Below are 19,485 nucleotides of genomic sequence, written 5' to 3' on the forward strand. Positions count from 1 at the left end.
CAGTACCCACTTGCAGCATCCACGCTGACACGCACGTGCGGCACGGGCGACTCAGGACGAAAAGGAATACGCATGGTCCGCGAGCTTCGCGAGGCACTCGACGACCATCAATTCGAGGTGTTGTATCAACCCCAGGTCAATCTGAACTCGTCAGCAATTATCAGCTATGAAGCTCTTTTGCGTTGGCGCCATCCGCTGCGAGGGTTGATCGAACCTCAAGATTTCATGCGCTCCGCCGAATCCTCTGGGCTCATCATTCCCATCGGGCTACAAGCTCTGGAAATGATTTGTGCCCAAACAGCGTCGTGGCCTGAGCACATGATGGTCGCGGTCAACTTTTCGCCTCGCCAACTCGCTACCCCGCACGCCGCTCACGAGATCCTCGGAGCGCTCGACAGTTCACAAACGCCACTGAGCAGAATAATCGTGGAAGTCACCGAACTCGGCGTCGTAGGCCGGCATGCCGCCGAGACTCTTCACGTCTTGCACAACGAGGGAATTCGAATCGCGCTGGATGATTTCGGGGCGGGCTTCGCGTCCTTCTCCGCATTGTCGGAATTGCCGCTCGACATTCTCAAGATCGACCAATCCTTGACCTGGGCTGTCAGCGCAGCGGGTCGTGCTGGAGACCGCGCCTTCATGGTCATGGAGTCCATCGCCGACATCGCTCGGAAGCTAGGGCTTGATTCGATCGCAGAGGGCGTCGAAACCGCGGAACACGCAGCCAACGTCTTGCGGGCCGGCTGCGACATGGGCCAGGGCTATTACTTCGGCAAGCCACTTCCTGCGTCGTCCGTCGTCACTCCCGTGTGAGCGCTCGCCACTTCAGCACGACGACACTTCAGTACGACGACGATGCACTCGCTATGAGTGCGACCACGAGAATCACGGCAAAAATTGCCAAGAAGGCCGCGCCGACCGCAATTCCGGCTATCGCAAGCCCGCGCCCCTGTTGACCTGTCTGCTTGATCTGATTGAGCGCGACAATTCCCAGAATGATTCCGACGATTCCGCCGAGACTGTAGAAGCAACCACCCGCAAGCGATACAACCAGCGATGCAATTGCGAGACCATTGGTGCCGACCGGCTGCATCGGCGGTGCGTACCCACCCGCGAATTGATTCGGTTGACCGTACGCATTCGGCGGCTGAGCGTACTGAGCCTGTCCGTATTGAGCTTGTCCGTATTGTCCGGGTTGCTGATATTGATTCTGCTGATATTGATTCTGCGGTCCGAAATTTTGCGGCGGCAGGTACGGGTTCGGTTCACCGATTCCGCCCGGCTGGGGGTTATTACCGGGCGGGTTGTACGACGGCGGTGGATAACCCGGGTACTGCTCGTTGGGAGTGGTATATCCGGGAACTTCAGGTGAAGACTGCGTTTCGGACGGGGACACGCCGTACCCCTCAGGAGGCAGGCTCGGAAATTCTCCGTACCCAGGTTTTGCCTGGTAATCGCTCGAAGAATCGTCGTTGTTGCCCCCGGAACTCGTCATACAACGCAGCCTAAACCACAGGTGACCTCCGAATCCAAGTGAGCAGATGTCATCCACATCGCTCTTTGATCCCAGTAGGGTCATATCCACTGTCACACTCGAGCGCGATATTTACGACTGAGGGGAACACATGACAACCGGTGGGTACGACCCCAACCAGAATCCAGAAGGCGGGAAGCAATTCCCACCCCAGGATCCATATGGCCAGCAGGGAACACCTCCTCCCGGAAGTTACCCCCCTCCCGCAGGCCCCCCGCAAGGCGGAAGCTACCCGCCCCCGCAGGGCGGAAACTTCCCGCCCCCTCAGGGTGGCAACTACCCGCCTCCCGGTGGATACCCGCCGCCGCCCCAGGGCGGAAACTTCCCGCCGCCTCCGCAGTTCAACGACCAAGGTGCGTACGGCGGAGGAAACCGGCTGCCCTCTGGCGCCGAAGCCGGTGGACTGGGTATTCGATTCGGCGCTCGCCTTATCGACTACATCATTCTCGGCCTAGTGGTCGGGCTCCTGATCATCTTCGTCGATTCGGGATACTGGATAACAGGCCTGCTGACTGCCCTTCTGACATTCGCATATTTCGTTGGGTTCGAGGTCACACAAGGTTGGACCCCAGGCAAGAAGCTCCTTGGGCTGTCGGTGAAGGCCCCGGGAGGCGCGGGCCTTCCCACTCCGCAGCAGTCCGCAATTCGCAACGCATTCAACCTCTTGTCGATCATTCCGATCATCGGAGGACTTCTCTCGCTCGTTGCGTACATCGTCATCGCGGTCACCATCAACAACAGCCCCACCAAGCAGGGCAAGCATGACGAGCTCGCTGGTGGAACTCAGGTAGTCAAGGGTTAGGTGCGCATATGACAACCGGTGGGCACGACCCCAACCAGAATCCCGAGGACGGAAAGCAATTCCCGCCCCAGGATCCCTACGGCCAGCAGGGAACGCCTCCTCCTGGGAGCTATCCCCCGCCGGCGGGGCCTCCGCAGGGCGGAAGCTACCCGCCGTCTGGTGGATACCCCCCACCTCCTCAAGGTGGCAATTACCCGCCGCCAGGTGGATATCCGCCGCCTCCACAGGGTGGAAGCTATCCCCCTCCCGGTGGCAACTACCCACCGCCCGGTGGATACCCGCCACCTCCCGGAGGCGGTAACTTCCCACCGCCGCCCGCCAACGACTACGGCGCAGGATTCGGTGGACCGCAGCTTTCTGTGGGTGCGGCAATTACCTACGGCTGGAACAAGTTCAAAGACAACGCATTGGTTTGGATCGGAATCTCGATCATCGCGTTCTTGATCGCCGGACTGATCCAGGGCGCTTTCAACGGTTTCGACTACACCAATACCGAATTCAGCGCGCTGTCGATCGTGGGTGGATTGGTCACCGCTATCGTCGGCTACATCATCCAAGCCGCATTCCTTCGTGGAGCGTTGAGCGAATTGGATGGAATCAAGCCGGCTTTCGGCACCTTCTTCCAATTCACCAACATCGGCGCAGTTGTTCTCGGCGGTTTCCTGGTAGCAGTGGCAACTTACGTCGGTTTGGCTCTCTGCATCATTCCCGGCATCATCGCGGCGTTCCTGCTCTACTACACGCTGACCTTCATCGTGGACAAGAATCAGGATGCGATTTCGGGCATCAAATCGAGTTACGCGTTGACCTCGTCGAACGTCGGAACGTTGGTCCTGCTGGCGCTCGCTCTGATCGGTATCAACATCGTCGGTGCGCTGCTGTGTGGAATCGGTCTTCTGGTGACGGCGCCCGTCGCGTTGATCGCCAGCACCTACGCATACCGCGTGCTGACCGGCGGCCATGTAGCTGCCTGATCCGTTCGTTTGCATCACCGAAGGCCCTGCGGTTCCACGTGAAACCGCAGGGCCTTCGGTGTGTTCTGCGCAACTGGACGGTCGCCAACTCGCATCCGAGCGCCTTGTGGTGCTTGGATGACGGACGTGACAGCTCAGGATCAGCAAGACGAATCGACCCACGAAACCAAATTTGCGCACGTCAGCCGGGGTTATTACCCGACGATCGTCGCGCTCTTCACCGCAACGCTGCTGATCTCGAACGTGGCGGCGACCAAGGGGGTCGCCTTCTTTGCGGATTCCGACTTCTCGCTCGGTCCCTTGCAGATTCTGCCCATCATCACCGATGGTGGATTCTTCTTGTTCCCGCTCGCCTACGTCCTCGGTGACGTGCTCAGCGAGGTCTACGGCTTCAAAGCGACCCGACGCGCGATCTACCTGGGCTTCGGCGCACTGATTCTTGCCGCTGCGTGCTTCTGGATTGCAGTGCAACTCCCGTCGGCAGAGTTCTACGAGAACCAGGCCGCCCTCGAAACCGTGGTCGGTGTCATTCCCCGGCTGCTGGTCGCAGGCTTGGCCGCCTACCTCGTCGGACAGCTACTGAACTCACTGGTTCTGGTCATGATGAAAAAGCGCATGCAGGAGAAGCATCTGTGGGCGCGACTGATCGGCTCGACCGTCGTCGGCGAATTCGCCGATACCCTCATCTTCTGTTCCATCGCGGCCGGTGTCATCGGCATCAGCACATGGGAAGACTTCATCAACTACGTGCTGGTCGGCTTCCTGTGGAAGACGCTTGTCGAGGTTCTGGTCATGCCGATCACCTACCGCGTCATCGCATATGTGAAGAAGCGCGAACCGACCTACGCCTGAGGTGCAAGCGTCTTCGCCGCGTAGAACTTTCCGAGCATGTCTGCCTTGAAGTCGTGGAAATACCCACCTTCGATGCTGGCTCGGATATCGTCGACCAACTTCACGGTGAATCGCTCGTTGTGGATGGTGCAAAGCGTCGACGCGAGCATTTCCTTCGCCTTGAAGAGGTGATGGATGTACGCGCGGGTGTAATTGGCGCACGTGTAGCAGTCGCACTCGTCGTCGATAGGCGTGAAGTCACGACGGAATCGGCTGGTGTTGATGTTGAACCTGCCGGAGCGGACGTAAATCGCAGCATTGCGAGCAACACGCGACGGGTTGACGCAGTCGAAAGTGTCCGCGCCGTTCTCGATTGCGACGAAGAAGTCGTCCGGTTCACTGATGCCGAGCATATGACGCGGCTTGTTCTCGGGTAGTTCCTCGTTACACCAACGCACGATCGTTCCGAGGTTCTGCTTCTCGAGGGCGCCGCCGATGCCGTAGCCGTCGAAGCCGTATCCGTTCTCGCCTTCGATCGACTCGAGTCCGCGGCAGGCTTGACGTCGCAGATCTTCGTACTGCGCGCCTTGGATCACGCCGAAGAGAGCCTGATAGGGCTTGTCAACGCGTTCGGCGGTGAGCTTCTCGTGTTCATTGATACAGCGGATCGCCCACGCCTGCGTGCGCTCGACCGATCGCTCCTGGTAGCCGCGGGTGTTGAGCAGCGTTGTGAGCTCGTCGAACGCGAACATGATGTCGGCGCCGAGCTGATGCTGGATCTGCATCGACACCTCGGGGGTGAAGCGATGCTTACTGCCGTCGAGGTGCGATTTGAACGTCACGCCCTCGTCGTCGACTGTCGCGAGACGCTCCTTGCCCTTCGCGATGACGTCGTCGGACTGCACACCGACGGCCTCCATCGCGAGCACCTTCTTGAACCCGACACCAAGCGACATGACTTGGAAGCCACCGCTGTCGGTGAAGGTGGGCCCGTCCCAGTTCATGAACTTGCCCAGCCCGCCGGCCTCGTCGACGATGTCGGGTCCCGGCTGCAAGTACAGGTGGTACGCATTGGCGAGCAACGACTGCGCACCGAGTTCCTTCATGGACTCGGGCAGCACGGCCTTGACCGTGGCCTTGGTTCCGACGGCCACGAACGACGGCGTCGCGATATCGCCGTGCGGTGTGTGGATGGTTCCGGTTCGTCCGAGCCGGTCCTCGAGCCTGGTCCCAATGGTGAAAATCGACTCGGGACGCTTGTCGACGGAGGGCGCGGGCGGTGTCGGTACTGCAGAAGTCACGGGCTCAATCCTGTCACAGGAGCAAATATCGCCGTGATCACAGCGAAGAAAGTTCCTACGCGATCAGCATCCGACATTGGTCTACTGACCGAACCCGAGCGGTACCGCCGCGTGAGGGTCCCCACCATACTTCCCACTACACATCCCCCGGCTCGACCGGTTTACCCCGCCAACCCGCTGACAGGAGCTCACTTGACGAGACAGACCGGCCAGACCTACAACTTCGTCACCGTCGACGTCACAGACTCGATTGCCACCGTGACTATCGACAAACCTCCAGCCAACGCATTCAACCCCAGCATGATCGCCGAGCTTCTGGAGATACTGCCGGTACTCGCGTCGGACCAGACCGTCCGCGTCATTGTCGTGACGGGCACTGGACGGTTCTTCGTCGCCGGTGCGGACATCACCGTGATGCGCGAGCTGACGGAAGAAACTCAGCGCGCGATGCGCCCGTGGGTCGACGTACAGCGGATCCTCGAGTCGGCTCCCAAACCTGTCGTCGCGAAGATCAACGGGCACGCACTCGGCGGCGGAGCAGAACTGACGTTGGCCTGCGACTTCCGCATCATGGCGCAGTCGGCGACCATCGGCTTCCCCGAGATCGGACTTGGGCTTTTTCCGGGTGCCGGTGGCAGCCAGCGACTTCCACGCCTCATCGGGGCTCACCGAGCCAAAGTGCTCATGATCGAAGGCAAGCGCCTCAGCGCCGAGCATGCACTCGATATCGGCCTGGTCGACACCGTCGTTGCGGACGCCGACCTCGATGCGCATTGCGCTGACCTCGCACGCGAACTCGCGACGAAACCCACTGCCACCATCGGAATGATCAAACGCATTGTCGACGAGGGCATGTCGTTGCCGCTCGATCAAGCGCTGGATCTCGAATTCGAGGCAGTGCTCGACCTGATCAAGACGGACGACGCTGCTGAGGGACTTCAGTCATTCCTCGACAAGCGGTCCCCCACCTTCACGGGACGCTGACAGCTCCCATTTACCGAGAGGCCATCATGCTCAACAAATTTCAGAAGAAATGGGTGGGCGCAGTCGCTTCTCTCGCCGCCCTGACGATCGCGGTCAGCGGATGCACCCGGCCCGCTACCGACAACTCCGCGGAAAGTGGTGGCCTGGTACGGATCGCGGTGGGTGTAGACCCGTCGTACGCCCCGATTTTCCTGGCCGACCACGAGGGCATGTTCGAGGCCGCCGGCCTCGACGTCCAGGTCATCCAGACGGAAGGCGGGGCGGCGGGCGCCCAGAACGTCGTAGCCGGAACTTCGGAACTCTCCGGCAATGCCGACTCGACGGCACTGTCCGTCATGGCCGCCAATCCGAGCCTGCGGGCGCTGGGCGTATTTCAGGAATCCGACCGATACTTCCAGGTTGTACTGAGGAATGGCGTCGAGCCGAAGTCGATCAAGACCATGGGCGTCTTCCCCGGCATCGGCCTCTACTTCACGAACCAGTACCTGGCCAGTCTCGGCATCGACCCCACGACGGTCACACTCGTGAGCACAAGCCCGCCCGAACAGCCTGCTTTGCTGGCGCGCGGTGACATCGACGGCTTCCTGTCCTTCGACCCCTGGGTGACGCAGAGTGTCAATACCGGCGGGCGCGTTGTTGCCACGACCGGCGACTTCGGCGCCAAGTACGCCCAATGGATCATCGCTTCGGACAACTGGTTGTCCGCGAACGAAGAAACCGCAGGCAAGGTGTTCAAGGTGATCTCGGAAGCGTCGGCAATCGTGAACTCGGATCCGGATCGGGCTGCAACCGCAATTGCCGCGTCTATACAGATGGACCCGGCCGAGGCCGCAGACCGGGTGACCCAAATCGATTTCGGTGGACGCGGATTCACCGAGGACGACGTGGAGCGCGCAAACGAACTTGTTGCATTCTTCCGCGAGCAGGGCAAGATCTCCGCGGACATCGATCCGTCCGCTGTCCTCCTCTCGGGATGGTTCGAGCAGAACGCCGCCTGAGCGGAGAGTGAGAACGGGTCCGGTGGGCAGACCGAAATCATGTCGCCCACCGGGCCGCAGAACTACGTTCGACACCAGTCGGTTCGGCGATATCTTTCGATTGAAACGGAGTAGTTGTGGTGCATCCCCCGGTACGGGTCGTAGAGATTTCCAGTCCGTTTGCGCGATTCGCCGGGCGCATCCTGGTCGGGCTGGGTTTCGAAGTCATTCTGGTAGAACCACCCACCGGTGACCCCAGTCGCACCGAGTCCCAGGGTGATTCGTACTTGCATTGGCATGCGGGCAAGAAGTCCGTTGTCCTCGATATCGACGACAGCAACGATCGCCTCGCTTTCGAAGCACTGCTGCGCAGTGCCGACGTCCTGCTCGACGGCAGCGCGACCGGCGCTCTACGCGACAACCGAGGATCTCTCGTTCACGTACGAGTGACACCCTTCGGCACAACCGGACCGCGAAGTGACTGGAAGGCAACAAATCTGACCGTCGCGGCACTCGGCGGGATGATGGCCCAGGTCGGCGATCCCGAGCACCCTCCACTGCTGCTCCCCGAACTCCAGGCTGAGCAGCTCGCCGGAATCAATGCCGCAATCGGCGTGCTTCTCGGACTGCGTTCGCGATCCAAGGGCCACAACCCGTTGCTGGAGATCAGCGCTCAGGAATGTGTTGCCGCCGCGCTGGAAGCGGGCACTCTTGCCTACATTCACGAGGACCGCGTACCACCGCGTCCGGGCCGGGTACATCCGCTCGTTCCGCACGGACTGTTCCAGGCCGCCGACGGTTATGTCGGTGGCGGCCTCGGCGGTAGCCCCCGCATGTGGGACGGCATGCTGGCCTGGCTGATCGACAACGATGCTCAGGACGATCTCGATCAACCGGAGTGGTCCGACGCGGTCTACCGAAAGACGCATCAGGAACACATTTTCGACGTTCTGTCCGCCTTCATCGCGAAGTGGCCGAAGGAAGAATTCGCGGTCAGCGCGCAGTCACGCAAGTTGCCGTGGGCAGCGGTCGACCGGCCCGAAGAACTGCTGCGTAACCCGCAACTCAACGACCGGGACTTCTTCACCGACGTGACCGGAGATCACGGTACCTACCGCGATCTCGGGTTCGGCTTCGCTTTCCCCGAAGGCCGGCGCATCGGAACGCTCGAGGCTGCCCGGTTGGGCCAGCATCAGGAACTCTTGAAGGCCACCTCGCCTGTGGCAGTGAACGAAACCCACGAGTTCAGCGGTGGCAGCACGCCCAGCCTCGAAGGTGTCCGCGTCCTGGATCTCACGTGGGTGTTGGCGGGCCCGTACGGCACCAGAATCCTTGCCGACCACGGTGCCGATGTCATCAAGGTCGAATCGATCGGACGCCCGGACCCGACTCGCTTTGCACCGTTCATGCATCTCTCGCGAGGACCGCACGACAATCCGAACACCAGCGGGTACTTCAACGACGTCAACCGAAACAAGCGCAGCATCACACTCGATACCCGATCCGCAGAGGGCCTTTCGGTACTGCGCGACCTGATCAGGAACTCCGACGTCGTGGTCGAGAATTTCAGCTCGTCGGTCATGGACAAGATGGGGCTCGGCTACGAACAACTCCGGGAGCTCAACCCGGACATCATCTACGTGTCGATGTCCGGGATGGGTCACACCGGTCCTCGCAAGGACTGGGTGTCGTATGCCGACATCGTTTCGGCAAGTACCGGTTTGACCGCACTGACCGGCTGGAACGCCGATGACGTTGTCGGAGTCATCTACGGCCATGGCGACATCGTCGCCGGACTGCAAGCCGGCGTCGCGATGCTGGCAGCCCTCGACTACCGCGACCGGACCGGCCGGGGACAGCACGTAGACCTGTCACAACTCGAAGCCATGGCAGCGCACATGGGTACCAGCGTTCTCCGAGCCGCCCGGTCACAGTCCCCCGATCCGATCGGCAACAGCCATCACGAACTGGCACCACACGGCGTGTACCCGTGCCTCGGCAGCGACCGGTGGTGCTCGATTGCCGTTCGCGATACCACGGAATGGAATGCATTGTGCCGCATCATCGAAGCAGAGAAATGGATCGGCAATCCTGACTTCGCGAGTGCAGAAAGCCGCCAAGCCGATCACGAACGTATCGACGACGCCATCGCCGACTGGACCAGGACTCTGTCACCCGAAACCGTCATGGAACGCTTGCAATCGGCGGGTATCGCGGCCGGCACCGTCCAGGACGGACGCGACCTGGTCGAGAGCGATCCACATCTTCGGGCACGCAGTTTCTATTCGGCACAGGAACATCCCCTCGCCGGAACATTCCTCCACGAAGGCATCCCCGTTCGCCGGAACTCCGAACCCGGCTCGATCCGACGCGCTGCGCCGGTGCTGGGCGCGGACACCGACGACGTCCTCGAGTCGGTGCTCGGATACAGCGACGAACTGATCGCCGGACTTCGCGACCAGTCGATCCTGTCCTGACCGCACTCATATTCAGTACATCCATTCACAGATCGCTACTAGGAGAGACAATGCGCGCGGCCCGACTCCATCAGTTCGGCACTTCACCGGTCATCGACGACATCGACATTCCCACACGTGAATCCGGTCAGACGCTCGTGCGCATCGACGCTGCCGCGCTCGGCCATCTCGACATCACCGTCGCGAGCGGAAACTTCGGAGTCAAGCCGAACCTGCCACATATCGGTGGAACAGACGGAGCGGCGACGGTAATCGAATCCGACACCTATGAGCCTGGCACCCGCCTTCTGGTCCGAGGCGGCGGAGTCGGCCTGTTCAAGAACGGTTGCTGGGCTGAGTATCTGGTAGCGGCAGACAAGGCGTTCACACCCTTTGATCCCGCACTGTCGCCGGCCGTCGCCGCAACCTTCTTCCTGCCCAGCACAACCGGCTATGTTGCCGTCAACGACATTGCAGCCGTCGCTCCCGGCGAACGAGTTGTTGTCGCCGGAGCATCCGGCGCTGTCGGATCGATGGCAGCACAGTTCGCTCTGCTTGCCGGAGCGTCCGAGGTAATCGGTGTTGTACCGCGCGAAGATCAGGCTGCCTTGCTTCCGGAGGGTGTGCGTCCCGTCGTCGGGCAAGGCGACGAACTTGCCGGAGTGGTGGGATCCGAGCCTTCCGTCGACGCCGTGATCGACACGCTTGGCGGCGACGGCTTGCCGCACCTTCTGGCGAGTGTTGTCCCCGGTGGCCGGGCTGCCCTGATCGGATATACCTTGGGTAAGAGCCTCACCCTGGACTTGCCGAACTGGTTGCTCAGCGATGTCCGGATCCTGCCCGTCAACATGATTCGCAAGACTGCCCGGCAAGCCGAACTGGCACCTGAAATGATCCGGCTGCTCATCGAAGGCAAGATTTCCGTTGCAGTGCAGGAGTTTCCGCTGGATGACATCGCAACGGCACTGCAGTTGATGGGTGAGGGCAAGGTTGCCGGCCGGGCCGTCGTCGTACCCTGAGGGATACAATTACCCATGCCCCACGACGCACATGCCATTCCGCGCTCGCTTCCGGATTTGATCCGGAGGCGAGCTTTGGAGCGTCCGGAGCACCCGGCGCTCGTCGTCGACGGGATCACGGTCACCTACCGCGAATTGCGGGATCGTGCAGCGTCGATGGGGGCGGATCTCCGTAATCACGGTGTCGGCCGTGGGGAGCGCGTGGCGGCACTGTCCGGCAACAGGATCGAACTGGCAGACCTTGTTCTCGGATGCGCGTGGATCGGTGCGGTTGTCGTCCCACTCAATACGGCCCTCCGAGCCGACAGTGTTGCCGGCGCACTCGAACAGGCTGGTGTACAACGGATCCTGGTTTCACCCGAATACTCAGGCGCTGTAGCCGGATTCGACGGCACCGTGTGGGTCATGGGTGAACAGTGCGTCCCCACTGCCGGTTCGCATCCGGGCTGTGAGCCCGAGACCCTCGATCCGCTCGACCTGGCCGCGATACTCTTCACCTCCGGCACCACCGGTCTGCCCCGAGGCGTTCGATGCCCGCACGCGCAGTTCCTGCAGTGGGGCAAAGGCGTCGGCGCCTCACTCGGGCTCACCGGGGACGATGTGCTGTACAACTGCCTGCCGCTGTTTCACACCAATGCTCTCAATGCCTTTGTTCAGTCCCTTTGGGCCGGGTCTACTTTTTTCCTGGGACAACGCTTTTCGGTCCGCAATCATTGGCGCGAAGTTCGCGAGATCGGCGCAACTGTCGACTACCTGCTGGGTGCGATGGTGGCCATGTTGATGAACGCGGACCCATCGCCGCAAGACCGACAGCACAGCGTCCACGTGGCACTTGCCCCCGCAACGCCGGCTCATCTGATCGAACCGTTTGCCCAGAGATTCGGTGTAGAACTCGTGGACGGATTCGGAAGTACCGAAACCAATCTCGTGATCGGCACACTTCCGGGAGATCGGCGGGCCGGGTACATGGGGCGGGTGATGAGTGGCTACGACGCCGCAGTCGTCAACGACGGTACTGCGGCCGCAGACGGGGAGCCCGGCGAACTGGTGGTCCGCAGCACGATCCCCGGCGCCTGTTCACTGGGCTATCTGGGCGAGGAGATTCCGGCGACGGAGAGTTGGATACAGACCGGTGACAGGGTGATTCGGGAAGCAGACGGCTGGTTCCGATTTGTCGATCGCATCAAAGACGTGATTCGGCGCCGCGGTGAAAATATTTCCGGGGCCGAAGTGGAAACCGTTCTGGCGTTGCATCCGTCGGTCGGTCAGGTTGCCGTCTTCCCGGTACCGTCGGATCTGGCCGAGGACGACGTCATGGCAACTGTAATACTGCGCCCCGGAGTATCTTTCGACCCCATTTCGATTCTGGAGTTCTCCCAGCAACAGCTGCCGTACTTTGCACTTCCCCGGTACATCGACGTCGTGGACACGTTGCCACTCACCGAAACCGGCAAGGTACAGAAAGCAGTGCTACGTGAGAGGGGCGTCGGCCCACACACCTGGGACTGCGAGAAGAGCGTGTTCCGCGCCCGGCGATAGACCGCGCCTCGCTACTTGCCGCAACCGTTGAACGAACACATCACCGGACTGCAGATCGTGCGCAGAGCCAGCGGGTCGCTCGGCGAATGTGTGCACTTCATGGCATGAAGTTTTCGGGTGATTCCGGCGCCGGCAGTGCGCAGGGCCCCGGTGATGCGGCTGACGTTGAGGCGAGCCGTCGGCGCTGTCACAGACAACGCGCCGGCCAGAGTGCGCGGGCCGCTGAACACCGGCACTGCGACGCTCATGTACCCGAGCCGTGTCTCCTCGACCTCCACCGCGAGTTGTTCCTTACGCATCCGCTCGGTTTGCTGGCGCAGCACGCTGACGGACATCGTCGTTCGACTGGTCAAGGCGGTGAAACCCTGCTCGACTACCTCGTCGAAGACCGATTGCGGGGAGAAGGCAAGGATGATCTTGCCGGTGGCGGTGCAGTACAGCGGGAGCCGACCGGCCACCCGCGACTGCTGATTGAGCCCGCGGTGTCCGATGATCTTCTCGATGTAGAGGACGTCGATGCCGTCACGAACCGCAAAGTGAACCGTCTCCTGCGTCGCCAGTAGTAGGTCCTCCATGTACGGCAGCGCCGCGTCGCGCAGAATCCGCTGACGCGGCACCAATTGGCCCAGCTCGAACAATCGCAGGCCGAGCCGGTACTTGGTACCCGCGCGCTCGAGCAATCCCCACTCGACCAGCTCGCCGGCCAACCGGTGAACCGTCGCTTTCGCGACCCCACTGCGCCGGGTGAGCTCCGTCAGAGACAGGTCACTGTGGTCGGTGTCGAAAGCGTCCAAGATCATTCGAGCCTTGCCCAGGACCGAGGACAGTTCACCTGCAGGCTGCGATGCAGCGGTCGTTTCCGACGCGATGGGTAGTACGGATCCGAACCCGACGGATTGTTGTGGAGCGGCCATGAGTGTCCTCCTGAACGATCTGTGACAGCCTGCCGAGACCGAGTGCCACAACGACCGAGATCGGTCGGGGTCCTCGTTAGGTGCAGGTGCTTCGAGACTGACACTATGGTGACGACACGATGAGACGCACGCCACACGGTCCGCTCAGTGAACCCGTCCCGCAGAGTTTACACGGGGCGCCTACCTGCGTAATTCTCCAGAAACATGCGGACGGCGGATGCAATCTGCGGAGCGTGCTCCTCGACGAGTGCGACGGTCCCCGATTCGACGATCTCCGTTTCCACCACTGCCGCACCCGTCAGGTGTGCACGCAACGGCGCAATGTTAGGCATCGAGAAGGGATCCTTCTGCGCGCCGATCAGCAAAACCGGCGCAGTCACCGAACCGACTCTCGCCTCCATGACGTAGCGGGCGCAGGCTTTGTGCCCCTCCGCCGGATCTACCCGGTAGGCAAGCGCGTCTCGGATGAACCTGTCGAGCAGTGCGGTGCCTGGTTCGGGGTAGTAGGGGCGACGCATCTCCCACAGCCTGGTGAGATGGCTACCGTCTGCGGCCCGGTCGACGCAGTCGATCCCACCGGGTCCCGAGTGCCCCTCGCGGTAGTTGCGGTCGGTCCACGGGCACGACGAGAGCACGGCAGCGTGCACCCTCTCGGGGCGTGATGCCGCCATCTCGAGCGCCACTGCCGCACCGGTGTGGTGACCGATGACCGTGACTCGATCGACGCCCAGGGTGTCGAGCAATTCCCACGCGCCTCGCGCATAGGTCTCGATGGTCTGCGGGCCGGGCACCGGAGCACTGTTGCCGTACCCCGGCATGTCCATCGCGACAACGCGGAAGTCGTCGGCAAGGAGTGGAATGAACTCGCGGAACTCGTCCCACGACCGGGGCGCCTGATGAAGCAGGAGAATCGCCTCACCCGAACCTTGCTGCGCGTAATGCAATTGCCCGAAAGACGAATCAACGTATCCGAGTTGCAGGCCGCCAGCCATCAGAACGCCGCAACCATCGGGGTATCGACGCCGACGATGTCGATCTTTGCCGAACCACCCGGATTTCCGACGGGCTCGCTACGGGTAGGCAAGACCTCGAGGAAGAAGCGCTTGTTGTCTTCCTTGAAATCCGGGTCTGCTTTCCGGTCGACGGTGATCGCCTCCACCGGGCAGGCCAATTCGCAAGCGCCGCAATCGATGCATTCGTTCGGGTTGATGTAGAGCTTGCGATCACCCTCGTAGATGCAATCCACGGGGCATTCTTCCATGCACGATCGGTCCGTGTAGTCGATGCATGCTTCACCGATGACAAATGCCATTGCCTAGCTCTCCTGTTCGGTGGAGTGTCCAGGGAAGATTTCTGCTTCCGGATCCAGCACTGCCGCAGCGTTGTTCACCGCAGTCGCGGCCTCGCCGAAACCGACGGCGATCAAGCGGACCTTGCCGGGATAGTCCGTGATGTCCCCGGCGGCATACACACGCGGAACATTCGTCTCCATCCGTGTGTTCACCGCGATGTGGCGATTGTCGATCTCGATTCCCCACTCCATCATCGGACCGAGGTCGGCCGTGAATCCCAATGCAGCGATGACGGATTGAGCGGGCAGCGTGGACGTGCTCTTGTCTTGTTTGTGGGTGATGTCGACCTCGCCGATCCACCCGTTTCCACGTACCGCCGAGACATCGGCGTTGACGAGAACCTGGACACTGCTTTCCTGCACCTTGGCGACTGTGGATTTGTGCGCGCGGAAACGATCTCGCCGGTGAACCAGGGTGACGGACTTGGCAATCGGTTCCAGGTGAACGGCCCAGTCGAACGCGCTGTCGCCGCCACCGACGATGACAACGTCTTTCCCGGTGTGCGCCGACAAATCCGGGACGAAGTAACTCAGCCCCCGATCCATGAACTCCGAACCCTTCGCCAACGGACGCGGGGTGAAGGTTCCGATGCCGCCGGTGATGACAACCGCGCCGGCCACCACGACCTGGCCCGTGCTGGTGGTGACCCGCACCCGGCCGTCGTCGTCATGCGACAGCTCACGAGCCTGCATGCCCAGAAGGTACACCGGATCGAACGGGGCAGCCTGCGCCATCAAACCCTCGATGAGGTTGCGTCCCTTGACCGAAGGGAATCCCGCGATGTCGAGGATCGCCTTCTCCGGGTACATCGCACTGACCTGTCCCCCCGGTTCCGCAAGGGCATCGATCACGGCAACCGAGAGGCCGCGGAAGCCTGCGTAGTACGCGCCGTACAGCCCGGCGGGGCCGGCACCAATGATCAGAATATCGACGCCGATCTCGTTGTCGGTCGCCGTGGAAGACGTTTTGTTCACACTCGATACGGTATTGCGCCGACGGACTCACGCAAATGAAACCGGTCCGCTCAACAGACCTCGGTAACAGTTGCGGGACAACACGAAAAGGGCCCGCCGACCTCTCGGTCGACGGGCCCAATGCTCGCAGGAATTCAGTGCGCGAAGAATTCAGTGCGCGAATACCTCGGGTTCGTCTGCTGCGATCTTCTGGATGATGGTCGAGTACGCAAACCACCCCACCTTCTCGGTGCCGACTGCTTCGTAGGTCTGCGCCGCGATCTTCTCGTGCAGGACAACCGGATCACCGGCGGCTCGCGCCGTCAACTCCGCCTGCATCGACCGCTCCATCGACACATACCACCACACTGCGCTCTCCACGGAAGTTCCGACGGTCAGATGACCGTGGTTGGTGAGGATCACGGCCTTGTTCGATCCGAGGGCATCCGCGATGCGAATCCCCTCCTCTTCGTCCAGCGCCACCCCGTGATACTCCTCGTAGATCGAGTGATCCTCGTGAAAGGCGCACGCGTCCTGAGTGATCGGCGTGAGGCGGGTGTGCAGCGAGGAGAACGCCTTACCGTTCAAACCGTGAGCGTGAACAGCTCCGATGACGTCGGGACGAGCCTCGTGAACCTTGCTGTGGATGACAAACGCTGCTCGGTTGAGCGGTCCGTCTCCGGAAATGACCGCGCCGTCCGACGCCACATGCAGCAATTCCTCCGGCTGAACCTGGGAGAAGTGCCGCCCGAACGGCGCAGTCCAGAAAGTCTCCGGATCTTCTGGGTCTCGGGCGGTGATATGTCCCGAGATTCCCTCGTCCAAACCGAATTTCGACAAAATCCGATACCCGCCGATGACAGCGGTCTTGCGACGACGCCGCTCACTCTCGATATCGGTGAACTCGGGCGGTCCCGGAATTCCGGCCTGCTCGGCAATGCTCAGCGGGTGATTCATGCTGCGCTCCTGACTATTTGACGCCGTAACGGGCGAGGTACCGCGAGGACAGAATGCGGAGAATCCGGTCGAAGATGAAGCCCATGATGCCCAGGACGATGATGCCGACGAACGTCCAGTCGATCCGGCCGTAGTTTCGAGCCTGCCAGATCATCGAACCGATACCCTGGTCGGCGGCGACGATCTCCGCCGACACGATGGTGAGGAAGCTGTTGCCCATCGCCAGGCGAGCGCCCGTGACGATGCCGGGGATCGACGACGGCAAGACCACCGTCTTCATGATCTGAAGTTTGTTGGCACCAAGATTTGCCGCTGCCTGCAGTTTGTTCTCGCTGATCGCTACAGTCGCGGCAATCGTGCTGACCGTGACGATGAATACCGAGGTGTAGAAGATCAGAACAACCTTCGACGTCTCACCGATGCCGAACCAGACGACGGCGAGAGTGACAAACGCAATAGGCGGAATGAACCGGAAGAACTCGATGTACGGATCGAGGAGCTGTCGCACGATGGAAATGCGGCCCATCAGAATTCCGACGGGAGCACCGATCACGACACCCAGGAACCAGCCGATGAGAATTCGCTGACCCGATGCGGTGATCGACGACCACAGAACGCCGCTCTCCCACAGTTCCTGTGCCGCCGACCATACTTCGGCCGGTGATGCAATGGTGGTCGGCCCGTACCACCACGCCAGGAACGACCAGATGCCCAAACCGATTGCCGCTGAGGCTGCATACATCAGCGTCGCTTTGACAATCTTGGATCGCCGCGCCGACGAACGCTTTTTTGTCTCCGCCACCTTCGCTGTTCTCACACCGGCTGAACCACCGGTCACTACAGCCGTCACAGCTCGTCCTCCTCAATGCCTTGGTTCCGCAGCGACGCAACCACTTCTGCCCGAATGTCGTCCCGCAGCTTCTCGTAGAGCTCGATCACCTCGGGATCGTTGCGGTCTCGCGGACGAGCCGCATTGACCTCGTAGACGCTCTTGATCCGGGCCCGCGGGCCGGCCGACATCACGATCACACGGTCAGCCAACGTCAGCGCCTCGTCGATATCGTGAGTCACGAATACCACGGTGCAGCGGGTGTGCCGCCAGATACGGTCGAGTTCGGTCTGCAGAACCTGACGAGTCTGAGCGTCCAACGCACCGAACGGCTCGTCCATGAGAACCAACGACGGCTGGTTGGCAAGAACTCGTGCGATCTGAACACGTTGCCGCATACCGCCGGACAGCTGCGAGGGGAACTTCGCACCCGCGTGGGGCAAGCCGACCATCGCGAGGTACTCGGCCGCGATACTCGCCTGCTCGCTGCGGTTCGCTCCACGCATCCTGGGGCCGTAGGCCACGTTCTGGCTCACGGTCATCCATTCGAACAACGCTTCGGAGCTCTGAAACACCATGCCGGCGTGGCGGTTACTGCCGGCGACGACATCTCCGTCGCACACGATCTCGCCGGCGCTGGGTTCCACGAAGCCGGCCATGGACGACAGCAGCGTCGACTTGCCGCAGCCACTCGGACCGAGCAGACAGACGAATTCACCTGGCTGCACGTGCATGTCGATTCCGGCGACGATCTCCGCCGCGCCGAAGCTGATTCCGAGGTCGACCACGTCGATGGCAACACCGGTGTTCTTCTTGCCGGGGCCGGTTGTCCCCGCGCTATTCGTCGAGCTGGTCGTTGAACCACTTGTTGCGATACTCACTGTGCACCATCCTTGTACCAATCCAGAAGCATTGCCGATTCGAGATCCGGCTGGTCGCTGAGAACACCGATCGACTTGTAGAAATCTACGATCGACTGAGCCGACTCGACATCCGCAGCTTCGAGATTCACCACGGCGAAGTCGATCTCGTCCACCGCGGCAATAGTCTGATCCTCGCTGACGTTCACAGCCGCCTTGGTCGCGGACGCTGCCACGCCCGGATCCGACTCGACCTTGCGCGTTGCCTCGTCGAGCACCTTCGCGACGGTTCGCGCTGTCTCTTCGTTGGCCGACAACCACGGAGCCGTCGTGATCGCCCAATGATGATAGAACCAGCCGTAGTCTCCGGTTACTGCCACCACGTGGCCGGTTCCCTGATCCAGGGCGGTGGCCGGCCACGGCTCCCACAGGACAAACCCGTCGATGTCGCCGCGACTGAGCAGTGCGGGCATGTCCGTCGGGGTCGCCGAGATCATCTCGACCGAACCGGGGGCAATGGAATTGGCAGCGAGGTACTTGTCCGTCGAAATCTGGCTGAGACCCGGGACGATGCCCATCTTCTTGATCGCAGCCGGTGAGTCGACACCGTTACGCAGCACGACCTTGATGTAGTCACCCGACGCCTCGTACGAGTACATCGCGCGCAACGACGGATTCTGACGCAACTGGGCGATCGTTGTCGTATCGGAGCTACCGGCGATCTGGACCTGCCCGGTCGAGAGTGCGTCGACGGCCTCGCCACCACGACCGAACTGGACGAGTTCGACGTCCAAACCGGCAGCGTCGAACATGCCTTCCTGATCCGCTACGAAGAACGGAGCGTAGGAAGCATCGATTCCGACTGCGATACGCAGTGGTCCACTTCCGGCAGAATCAGCTGTGCTTTGCGTCGCCGGGCGGCTGCATGCGCCGGTTGCAACGGTCAGCAGCAGCGCAGCCGAAACAAGAGCAGTCCTTCCAAACTTTGACAGCGAGGCCATCTACTCACACCTTTGTTTGTGATCTGTGCCGCAGTTGCGGGTCGTGGAGAGCAAACCTAGCTGTGTGTACCTACACCCGAGAACCAACCGGGTCCACCGTGCGGACCGGGGACAGGAACTTACCTCGGCGAAACACTGCACCTGGAGGAACGTGCGGACCGAAATACTTCGGTAACACGGCCCTCGATCACAATGTCCACCG

At 61.4% G+C, this 19,485-nt stretch carries 19 protein-coding genes; 9 read left to right on the plus strand and 10 right to left on the minus strand.

Annotation, left to right across the window (positions count from 1 at the left end):
* Positions 1–72: 72 nt before the first annotated feature.
* Positions 73–813, plus strand: a complete 741-nt coding sequence (locus tag RhoBH5_RS21025) for an EAL domain-containing protein (protein WP_003943863.1) — start codon at positions 73–75, stop codon at positions 811–813.
* A gap of 28 nt (positions 814–841) precedes the next feature.
* On the opposite strand, the gene RhoBH5_RS21030 is transcribed toward RhoBH5_RS21025, so the two are convergent.
* The gene (locus tag RhoBH5_RS21030) at positions 842–1,495 is read right to left on the minus strand and encodes a DUF4190 domain-containing protein (protein WP_007731588.1); all 654 of its coding nucleotides are present in this window, start codon (positions 1,493–1,495) and stop codon (positions 842–844) included.
* A 130-nt stretch (positions 1,496–1,625) separates the two neighbouring features.
* On the opposite strand from RhoBH5_RS21030, the gene RhoBH5_RS32715 reads away from it, so the two are divergent.
* The 3 genes from RhoBH5_RS32715 (at position 1,626) to RhoBH5_RS21045 (ending at position 4,162) form a co-directional block, all read left to right on the plus strand.
* Complete coding sequence (locus RhoBH5_RS32715; protein ID WP_007731590.1) at positions 1,626–2,336, plus strand: RDD family protein; 711 nt, start codon at positions 1,626–1,628, stop codon at positions 2,334–2,336.
* An 8-nt stretch (positions 2,337–2,344) separates the two neighbouring features.
* On the plus strand, positions 2,345–3,310 hold the full coding sequence (locus RhoBH5_RS21040) for a hypothetical protein (RefSeq protein WP_238592518.1): 966 nt from the start codon (positions 2,345–2,347) through the stop codon (positions 3,308–3,310).
* A gap of 117 nt (positions 3,311–3,427) precedes the next feature.
* Positions 3,428–4,162, plus strand: coding sequence for a queuosine precursor transporter (locus RhoBH5_RS21045; protein ID WP_030535741.1), 735 nt, complete (start codon positions 3,428–3,430; stop codon positions 4,160–4,162).
* Here RhoBH5_RS21045 and tgt read toward each other — a convergent pair.
* Positions 4,153–5,442, minus strand: a complete 1,290-nt coding sequence (gene tgt / locus RhoBH5_RS21050) for a tRNA guanosine(34) transglycosylase Tgt (RefSeq protein WP_270008747.1) — start codon at positions 5,440–5,442, stop codon at positions 4,153–4,155. The genes RhoBH5_RS21045 and tgt overlap by 10 nt on opposite strands.
* 192 nt (positions 5,443–5,634) lie before the next feature.
* Between tgt and RhoBH5_RS21055 the strand changes: the two genes are divergently transcribed.
* The 5 genes from RhoBH5_RS21055 (at position 5,635) to RhoBH5_RS21075 (ending at position 12,417) form a co-directional block, all read left to right on the plus strand.
* The gene (locus RhoBH5_RS21055) at positions 5,635–6,426 is read left to right on the plus strand and encodes an enoyl-CoA hydratase/isomerase family protein (protein ID WP_020723626.1); all 792 of its coding nucleotides are present in this window, start codon (positions 5,635–5,637) and stop codon (positions 6,424–6,426) included.
* A gap of 26 nt (positions 6,427–6,452) precedes the next feature.
* Complete coding sequence (locus RhoBH5_RS21060; RefSeq protein ID WP_007731596.1) at positions 6,453–7,424, plus strand: ABC transporter substrate-binding protein; 972 nt, start codon at positions 6,453–6,455, stop codon at positions 7,422–7,424.
* A gap of 119 nt (positions 7,425–7,543) precedes the next feature.
* Positions 7,544–9,880, plus strand: a complete 2,337-nt coding sequence (locus RhoBH5_RS21065; protein WP_230359430.1) for a CaiB/BaiF CoA-transferase family protein — start codon at positions 7,544–7,546, stop codon at positions 9,878–9,880.
* 50 nt (positions 9,881–9,930) lie between these two features.
* Positions 9,931–10,878: a quinone oxidoreductase family protein gene (locus RhoBH5_RS21070; RefSeq protein WP_007731598.1), complete on the plus strand. Its 948-nt coding sequence runs from the start codon at positions 9,931–9,933 to the stop codon at positions 10,876–10,878.
* A gap of 15 nt (positions 10,879–10,893) precedes the next feature.
* Positions 10,894–12,417 (plus strand): AMP-binding protein, encoded by a 1,524-nt coding sequence (locus RhoBH5_RS21075; RefSeq protein ID WP_064073555.1) that lies wholly within the window; start codon positions 10,894–10,896, stop codon positions 12,415–12,417.
* A gap of 11 nt (positions 12,418–12,428) precedes the next feature.
* Here RhoBH5_RS21075 and RhoBH5_RS21080 read toward each other — a convergent pair whose 3' ends face one another.
* The 8 genes from RhoBH5_RS21080 to RhoBH5_RS21115 form a co-directional block, all read right to left on the minus strand.
* The gene (locus tag RhoBH5_RS21080) at positions 12,429–13,331 is read right to left on the minus strand and encodes an IclR family transcriptional regulator (RefSeq protein WP_007731601.1); all 903 of its coding nucleotides are present in this window, start codon (positions 13,329–13,331) and stop codon (positions 12,429–12,431) included.
* A gap of 167 nt (positions 13,332–13,498) precedes the next feature.
* Positions 13,499–14,323: an alpha/beta fold hydrolase gene (locus tag RhoBH5_RS21085; RefSeq protein WP_007731603.1), complete on the minus strand. Its 825-nt coding sequence runs from the start codon at positions 14,321–14,323 to the stop codon at positions 13,499–13,501.
* Positions 14,323–14,643 (minus strand): DUF362 domain-containing protein, encoded by a 321-nt coding sequence (locus RhoBH5_RS21090; protein WP_007731605.1) that lies wholly within the window; start codon positions 14,641–14,643, stop codon positions 14,323–14,325. The genes RhoBH5_RS21085 and RhoBH5_RS21090 overlap by 1 nt, the downstream gene beginning before the upstream one ends.
* Positions 14,644–14,646: 3 nt before the next feature.
* Positions 14,647–15,657 carry an NAD(P)/FAD-dependent oxidoreductase gene (locus RhoBH5_RS21095; protein WP_054827401.1) on the minus strand — a complete coding sequence of 337 codons (1,011 nt, stop codon included), beginning with the start codon at positions 15,655–15,657 and terminating at the stop codon, positions 14,647–14,649.
* Positions 15,658–15,807: 150 nt separating this feature from the next.
* Complete coding sequence (locus RhoBH5_RS21100) at positions 15,808–16,593, minus strand: class II aldolase/adducin family protein (RefSeq protein ID WP_054188628.1); 786 nt, start codon at positions 16,591–16,593, stop codon at positions 15,808–15,810.
* 13 nt (positions 16,594–16,606) lie between these two features.
* Positions 16,607–17,443: an ABC transporter permease gene (locus tag RhoBH5_RS21105; RefSeq protein WP_019746502.1), complete on the minus strand. Its 837-nt coding sequence runs from the start codon at positions 17,441–17,443 to the stop codon at positions 16,607–16,609.
* The gene (locus RhoBH5_RS21110; protein WP_270008748.1) at positions 17,440–18,303 is read right to left on the minus strand and encodes an ABC transporter ATP-binding protein; all 864 of its coding nucleotides are present in this window, start codon (positions 18,301–18,303) and stop codon (positions 17,440–17,442) included. Before RhoBH5_RS21110 ends, RhoBH5_RS21105 begins: the two co-directional genes overlap by 4 nt.
* On the minus strand, positions 18,300–19,283 hold the full coding sequence (locus RhoBH5_RS21115) for an ABC transporter substrate-binding protein (protein WP_007731624.1): 984 nt from the start codon (positions 19,281–19,283) through the stop codon (positions 18,300–18,302). Before RhoBH5_RS21115 ends, RhoBH5_RS21110 begins: the two co-directional genes overlap by 4 nt.
* Positions 19,284–19,485 lie beyond the last annotated feature (202 nt).

The sequence above is a fragment of the Rhodococcus sp. BH5 genome, from assembly GCF_027583855.1.
GTDB classification, from domain to species: domain Bacteria; phylum Actinomycetota; class Actinomycetes; order Mycobacteriales; family Mycobacteriaceae; genus Rhodococcus_F; species Rhodococcus_F qingshengii.